This window comes from Gordonibacter pamelaeae 7-10-1-b (genome assembly GCF_000210055.1).
Lineage (GTDB): Bacteria > Actinomycetota > Coriobacteriia > Coriobacteriales > Eggerthellaceae > Gordonibacter > Gordonibacter pamelaeae.
In genome coordinates, this window is record NC_021021.1 from 3,178,911 (window position 1) to 3,185,818 (window position 6,908).

5 protein-coding genes are annotated in these 6,908 nt (G+C 64.3%); 1 reads left to right on the top strand and 4 read right to left on the bottom strand.

Annotated features, from left to right (window positions below; genetic code table 11):
* Nucleotides 1–170: 170 nt before the first annotated feature.
* The 3 genes from GPA_RS14605 to GPA_RS14615 all read right to left on the bottom strand — a co-directional run bounded on the left by GPA_RS14605 (nt 171) and on the right by GPA_RS14615 (nt 5,188).
* Complete coding sequence (locus GPA_RS14605; protein ID WP_015540353.1) at nt 171–1,631, bottom strand: MFS transporter; 1,461 nt, start codon at nt 1,629–1,631, stop codon at nt 171–173.
* Nucleotides 1,631–3,847, bottom strand: coding sequence for a molybdopterin-containing oxidoreductase family protein (locus GPA_RS14610; RefSeq protein WP_015540354.1), 2,217 nt, complete (start codon nt 3,845–3,847; stop codon nt 1,631–1,633). The genes GPA_RS14605 and GPA_RS14610 overlap by 1 nt, the downstream gene beginning before the upstream one ends.
* Before the next feature lie 90 nt (nt 3,848–3,937).
* Nucleotides 3,938–5,188, bottom strand: coding sequence for an MFS transporter (locus GPA_RS14615; RefSeq protein ID WP_015540355.1), 1,251 nt, complete (start codon nt 5,186–5,188; stop codon nt 3,938–3,940).
* Nucleotides 5,189–5,731: 543 nt separating this feature from the next.
* On the opposite strand from GPA_RS14615, the gene GPA_RS14620 reads away from it, so the two are divergent.
* Nucleotides 5,732–6,679 (top strand): LysR family transcriptional regulator, encoded by a 948-nt coding sequence (locus tag GPA_RS14620; protein ID WP_015540356.1) that lies wholly within the window; start codon nt 5,732–5,734, stop codon nt 6,677–6,679.
* Nucleotides 6,680–6,776: 97 nt separating this feature from the next.
* Here the strand turns inward: GPA_RS14620 and GPA_RS20520 are convergent.
* Nucleotides 6,777–6,908, bottom strand: a 132-nt coding sequence (locus tag GPA_RS20520; RefSeq protein WP_041239721.1) for a rubredoxin-like domain-containing protein, incomplete at its 5' end; no start/stop codon positions are given.

Below are 6,908 nucleotides of genomic sequence, written 5' to 3' on the forward strand. Positions count from 1 at the left end.
CTCGGGCAGGCGTCGGCGGACGCCGACACCGAAGCGCCGCACTTGGGGCACTTAACCGGTCCGCCGGAAGCGGCGGCAGCTGGTCTGAAGCACATGGTCAACCTCCTTGCAAACGTGGTTTCTTCCAGGCCCCCGGTCGAGCCCGAAGCGCGAATTCGGGGGCGTTCGAGCTATTGGGCCGCCACTTCCGCCTGAAGCTCCTTGGCGGCCTCCTCCTCCATCTGGACGAGCTTCTTGTTCTTGCGCACCATGAACATGGAGATGGTCGAGCCGGCAACGAACACGGCGCAGATGCCGAACGCGCCGGAGAAGCCGAGCGCCGTCCCCGATATCGCGGCGACCAGCGGCACGCCGATGGCGTCGCAGATGGGCTTGCCCAGGAACACGAAGCCGTAGATGGCGCCGAAATGCTTCGGCCCCAGGTACATGGCGGTAGCCGTGGAGAAGCACACGGCCGACGAGCTCAGGGCCACGCCGAAGAGGATGGAGCTCGCGAACAGCAGCACGATGTTGTCGCCCACGAAGATGATCAGCACGAGGCCGACGACCGCGAGCGAGTTGAGGATGCAGTAGGCGATGCGGGGCCCGACGGCGTCGATGATGACGCCCGAGGCGAGCTTGCCCACCACCCCGGAGAGCGAGATGGCGCTCATGAACGCGCCCGCGACGGCAAGGTCGAAGCCGTTGCCCACGATGTAGGCGGGGAAGTTCTGGAACGGGCCCTGCTCGCCGATGCCGATGAGGGCGAAGGCGATGGCGATGAACCAGAACGTCGTGGTCTTCAGCGCCTTGCCGCGCGTGAGGCCGACGAGCTTCGCCGCACCGGCGGCCTCGGCCTGGGCGGCGGCCTCCTCCTCGGTCATGCCGTCGGGCAGCAGGCCCACTTCCTGGGGCTGCCACTTGAGCAGGAACGCGCCCACGATAAGGACGACGAAGGCGATGCCGGCGAGGGCGAACGGCGCCATCTGCCAGTTGCCCGAGGCTGTGGCCGCAGGTATGATCTGGCCGACGACCAGGGAGCCGGGGAACATGGCCGACCAGATGATGGCCGTGGCTATGCCGCGGCGCTTGTTGAACCAATTGTTGGGAATGCCGGAGAGGATGACCATCCCGCCCAGGGCGGAGCCGACGCCCATGACCACGTAGGCGACGTACACCTGCCAGATCTCGGTCATGAGCCCCAGGATGAGGAAACCTCCCGAGAACAGCACCGCCGAGCACAGCATGGAGCCGCGCAGCTTGATCTTGTTGATGACGTCCCCTACCACCAGGCTTGCGAAACCCGCCGCCAAGGCGTAGATGGAGAAGCCGAGCGCGACCTCCGCCGGCTGCGCGCCCAAGGCCTCGGTCATCCCGATCCTCAACGCCTGGCCGGGACATCCGGTCACGCACAGCGGATCGGGGTCCTTCGCATAGCAGGCGGCGCACTTGTCGAGCACGGGGGCCACCACATGGTAGGTGCGCAGCTTCCCATCGACCACGAAAGGCGTGCGTCGTATCACGCGCATCCAATCCTCATCGTAGGGATAGCGCCAGGTTTCCCGGCAAGCGGCCTCGCAGCCGAAGCAGCCGGTGCAGTCGTCGAGGTCATGGAGAAGGGCGATGCCCTCCCCGTTCACGCGCTTCTTCATTACAGGTCACCCCTTCCAGGATAGATTTTGACAAGCGAGGAGCGCATGGGGGTAGCCCCGTAGCCGGGCTCCGCCGGGGTCGAGGGGATCAGCACGTTGCCGTTCGCCTTGTCCCAGCCGTATCCGGGAAGGCCGAGCTCCTTGCACTCGTCGCGCCAGCCGGGACGCGGCACGCCCACCACGCCCTCTTTGATCTCGCGGGTGACGTAGGCCTTCGAGATCATATGCCCCACCCGGGACTCGACGGTCACCCACTCGCCGTCGGTGATGCCGTACCTGCGCGCATCGTTGGGATGGATCATGACGAACGGGTCCGGGTACATCTTGCGTTGGGCGGGGGTGTTCGTCCAAGCCGAGTGGAAGAAGGAGTAGATGCGGATGCCGGTGACCACGACCAGCGGGTACTCCTCCGCCAGCTCCGGCGTGGAAACGGGCGATTCGGCCGGCTCCTCGAAGTCGGGCAGCGGGTCGTAGCCGAACGCGGCGAGCGACTCGCACCAGAACTCGATGCGGCCGGACGGGGTCGGGAAGCCCAGCGAGCCGTCGGGGCGCAGCAGGCCCTTCTCGTACTTCTTCTCCACGACCTCGCCCTGCTTGCCGCCGGGCTCGGTGGAGCGGTACTTCTCGGACTGGAACTCGTCCCAGGTCAGATCGAAACCGTAGAACTCCTTCATACGCCACAGCACCATCTCCTGGACGTCGTTCCACCACCAGTTGTCGGGGTCGATGCGCTTGCCCCACTCGAGGAAGAACTGCCAGTCGCACCAGCACTCCCCCGGCGCGTCCACGGCCTTGTCGAACGTGAACAGGAAGTTGCCGTCGAGCTCCTCGTCGTAGGAATAGCGCTCCGACCAGTCGGCCGAGGGAAGCACGAGGTCGGCGATCTTGGCCGTGGGCGACATATAGAAGTCCTTCACGCACACGAAGTCGAGGTTCGGCGAGGTCATGGCCTGGTACGTGAGGTTCGTGTTCTCGTAGCAAAGGAGCGGGTCGTTCGCGATGGCGATGTACGCCTTGACGGGACGCGGCTCGCCCGTGATGATGGCGTTGAACACCGCGTGCGGGTCGTTCGACCGGCCGAACGACTTGTACAGCGGATGCTCCTCGCCGCCGAACGTGAACAGCTCGGGACGGCCGGGGTCCTTCTGGGAGTCCCAGAGGGTGATCTTGTCGTCGAGCATGACGGAGAATGACAGGGGCACGGGGATGCCGCCCTTCACGTCCAGGTAGCCGAGCATGCCCTGCAGGCAGGCGATGGCGCGGCCGTTCTGGATGGCGTTGGTGTGCATGCACCCGGGCCCGAGGCCTATGCACATGCCCACCGGGCCCCAGTTGCCCATGTACTCAGCGGCAAGGCGGATGTCGTCGGCATCCACCTGGCAGATCTCGGCAGCCCGCTCGGGGGTCCAGTCCTTCACGCGCTCGGCCAGCTCGTCGAAGCCGTACGTCCAGTTCTCGATGAACTCGGGGTCGTACCATCCATGCTCGATGATCTCGTGCATGAACGCCAGCGCGAGGGCGGCGTCGGTGCCGGGACGGGGCTGCAGGGCCACGTCGGCGTGCTTGGACATATCCTGGAAGCGCACGTCGATGACGATGAGCTTCGTGATGCCGGCGGCCTGGTTCTTGAACACCTCCTTGCACCAGGCGGTCTCCATGGCGGGGTTCTGCCCCCAGAGCACGGCGCAGTGGGCGTTGCGCATGTCGCCGGCCGCCGAGCTGAACACGCCCAGCGTGAACGCGTTCGGCAGGATGTGCGGCATGAGGCACACGTGCGTGGGCACGAGGCTCCAGCCCTCCAGGCCGAGCGACGAGTTGATGCGGCAGTGCCAGTGGTTCGCCACGCGGCCCGTGCCCTGGCCGGTGATGATGGCCTCGGGGCCGTACGCCTCCTTGATGCGCAGGCACTCGTCGGCGATGATATCCATGGCCTCGTCCCAGCTGATGCGCTCGAACGCGCTCTTGCCGCGGTTCTCGGGGTTGCGCTCGCCCTTGGGGTCCCAGTCCACGCGCTTCATGGGATAGAGCAGGCGGCCCTCCAGGTTGTTGTGGATCTCGCGCTCGGACATGCCCGAGCCGCAGATCACGCCCTTCGACTTGACGTTGTCGGGATCGCCCTCGATCTTGACGATCCGGTTGTCCTCGTCCGAGTAGACCAGGACGCCGCAGCGTGCGTGGCACGTCGTGCACATGGTTCGCGTTTTCTTCAGCGCCATTTCCTCTCCTTTCGTTCCTTTGCTTTCCGCGGGCGCGCGGTTTCGGATGCCCGCCCGCGGCCGTCCCCCTTCATGAAACCGCCCTGCGCATCACTCCTTCCCCTTCATGCCCCTCATAGGGCTGGTTGCAACCGCTGCGAGCATGAAGGCCATCGTCACCAGCGCCGCGATTGCCAGCACGACGAAGGCGTTGAAGTAGCCGAGGAAGCCGATGACGATCGACAGGCCGAACAGCACGGTGACGGCACCCGCGTAGTATCCGGCGACGCCGGCCGAGTTGATGCCCGTGTAGTCCTTCATGCCGTACAGGTCGGGCACGAACAGCCCGGGGATCATCGTGGCGTACGAGATGAACGCGCAGAGCACGATGCCGGCGATCGCCAACGGGAACAGCTGCGTCTGGCTCCAGACGAGCAGGCACACGATGCCCGCCGCGAACCCGAGGTAGATCACGATGCTCATGGCCTTCGCGCCGATCTTCTTCAGGATGAAGCCCGAGGCGAGCTTGAGGAACGCCGCGGCGAACGAGTACAGGCTGAGCATGGCGGCTGCCGTGGTGGCGGCCATGCCGAACGAGGTGTAGTAGACGCTCGCGTACGAGGTTATGCCCGAGGCGCACCAGGCTACCAGGAACATCGCGATGAGGAAGAAGTAGATGGAGGCGCCCTTCTTCAGCGTCTCGCCGAACGTGTATCCGGGGAGATCCTGCGCGGCAGCGTCACCCTGCTCCGCCCCGGCGGCGGGCTGCGCCTTCGACGCGGCCTTGCGGCGGGGAACCTTGCCGATGAGCACGAGGTTGCAGAAGACGCCGACCACCACGATGCCGACGGCGTAGATCGTGAAGAGCTGGGAGTACGGCATGATGTGGAGCAGGCCCGAGGTGGCGGCCATCCAGGCGGCCACGAGCAGGGCCGTCATTCCTCCCACGACGCCGAACGCCTTCTGCGTGCTCTCGCCGTAGAACACCGCGATGACCCCGCCCGCCGCCGCATACGTGGCGAACGCAAGCACGATGCCGTTCAAGATGTTCGCGATGATCCAGAAGACGAACGATGTCGCGGTCCCCACCATGTACATGGTGAGCGCGCTGCATACCGAGCCGATCAGCATGCACCACTTCGGGGAGATGATGTCGATGATCTTCACCCCTATCGCGCTCATGGCGAACGAGAGTATCGTCGCCACCGTCGGGCCTATCATGAAGGTCGTGAGGTTGACCTGCATGCCCTCGAGCAGAAACGGCACGATCGCGTTCATGACGGACGTCCCTCCCGAGGCGCTCGCCAAAACAAGGGTCACGCCGACCGCCGCGGAGACCCTCTTTCCCTTGCTGTAGCCCATTGTGAATTCATCCCCTTCCTCGCCCGTGCATCCGAGGGGCGCAAGGCCCCGTTCCCCAACCGAAGCGCCCCGAGCCGCCCCGCGTCCCCGCTGATCGGCGATAGCGGGAACGCTGCACCGCAAACCCGAAAAAGGGTGCGCGAATCCAACCCGCCTAACGGGTTCTCTTTCGCGTTGAGGGACTCTTCGCTCACAGCCGCCGGCCAGGTGAGCGGGGCCGGATCGGCTTTCGCTTCGATCGATGGCTATGATTGTACGGGCTTCTTGCAGAACAATCCAACAGGGTTCGCTCGCCCGGCAGGCAAACCTGAGGTTTCCGTTTCGGATGGCCGCGAGGAAGGCGGAGGCGAGGGAGAGAATCGCTTAATACCTGCTCAATGGCCTCATCAATGTGAGGGTGGAACTTTTTCGACAACTTTTCGTATCTGGTTGGCCCAACCGAATGTCGTTTGAATATTTGGCTATACCCGATACAATGGACTTGCCCGAGCCCAACGCACCCAACGCTTTCAAGATGCCATAAGCCAAAGTAAGGGGATAGGTATGCGCATCGAGGTCCTCGAGTACTTCTTGGAAATAGCCGAATGCAGATCGTTCTCGCAAGCTTCCAGCAACCTCTTCATCTCGCAGCAGGGGCTGAGCAAGGCGATGCGCGCACTCGAAAGCGAGCTGGGTGTCGTGCTCTTCAGGAAAAAGGGCAGGGGGATCGAGCTGACGGAGGAGGGCTCGATACTTAAGTCGCACGCAACGGAGATCGTGAGGCAGAACGACCGCGCCCGCGAGCGCTTCTTCAAGATGCAGGTCGGGCCCTCCGCGACGGACGCGACCGTGAACGTGTTCGCAACCTCGTACGTATGCAACGCGATCTTCAACCTGCTGGACGAGGAGCTGGGCGAGCATGGCCTGGACAACTGCTCCGTCAGCGAATGCGAGCTCAACGAGATCATCGCGGCCATCGAATGCGGGGAGACCAACTTCGGCCTGGTCAACATCCTCCAAGAGGACGTTGCGGAGCTCGACGCATTCCCCTACCTCACCTTCACCCCGTTCCTCACCATGCGGATAACCGTCAAGGCGCCGAAAAGCCTGGCCCCGCAGTTCCCCGACGGCCAGATCACGCCTCGGCAGATGTCGGACCTGTCGCTTGCCTACTTCAACGAGCCGGTCCTCAACAAATTCGTCAAGCGCGCTTTCCAAGGCCCCGACCGCGAAGCGCCGACCATCGTCCTGCACAGCACCAACATCGAGCGAATCAATTCCCTGGTGCGAAATTCCAAGGCGGTAACCTTTAGCGACACGTTCACCCAATCGGTTCGCAAGGAGGCCGAGGGCATCATATCGCTCGATCTGAACCCGCCTCACTGGTTTTTCGTGGGCGTGCTTGAGAACACGGGCCTTCAGAAGAGCTCCGACCAGTACGGCTATGTGCAACGGCTTCGCGCGCTCATCAGGTACAAGCACCGGCACTATCTCGGCAAGTACGCGGTGTGAGCGCCCGACGGGAGCAGGTTCGAGGGGGTCTCTCGCCGCAAGGGCGGCTCGCCTCCGGCAGAGCCGCCCTTGCGGGGGCATTCCGCTTGCGCGAGCGCTACAGCTCCACGCGCTCGAACATATCCTTCCCCACGCCGCACACGGGGCACGCGAAGTCGTCGGGGAGCTCGTCCTCGTACACCATATGGCCGCATACGGTGCAGCGCCAGGCGACCTTCGGCCGGCCCGG

What these genes read in the sequence shown, in the direction of transcription:
- GPA_RS14605 (WP_015540353.1), bottom strand. Translation starts at nt 1,631, where the DNA reads ATGAAGAAGCGCGTGAACGGGGAGGGCATCGCCCTTCTCCATGACCTC.
- GPA_RS14610 (WP_015540354.1), bottom strand. Translation starts at nt 3,847, where the DNA reads ATGGCGCTGAAGAAAACGCGAACCATGTGCACGACGTGCCACGCACGC.
- GPA_RS14615 (WP_015540355.1), bottom strand. Translation starts at nt 5,188, where the DNA reads ATGGGCTACAGCAAGGGAAAGAGGGTCTCCGCGGCGGTCGGCGTGACC.
- GPA_RS14620 (WP_015540356.1), top strand. Translation starts at nt 5,732, where the DNA reads ATGCGCATCGAGGTCCTCGAGTACTTCTTGGAAATAGCCGAATGCAGA.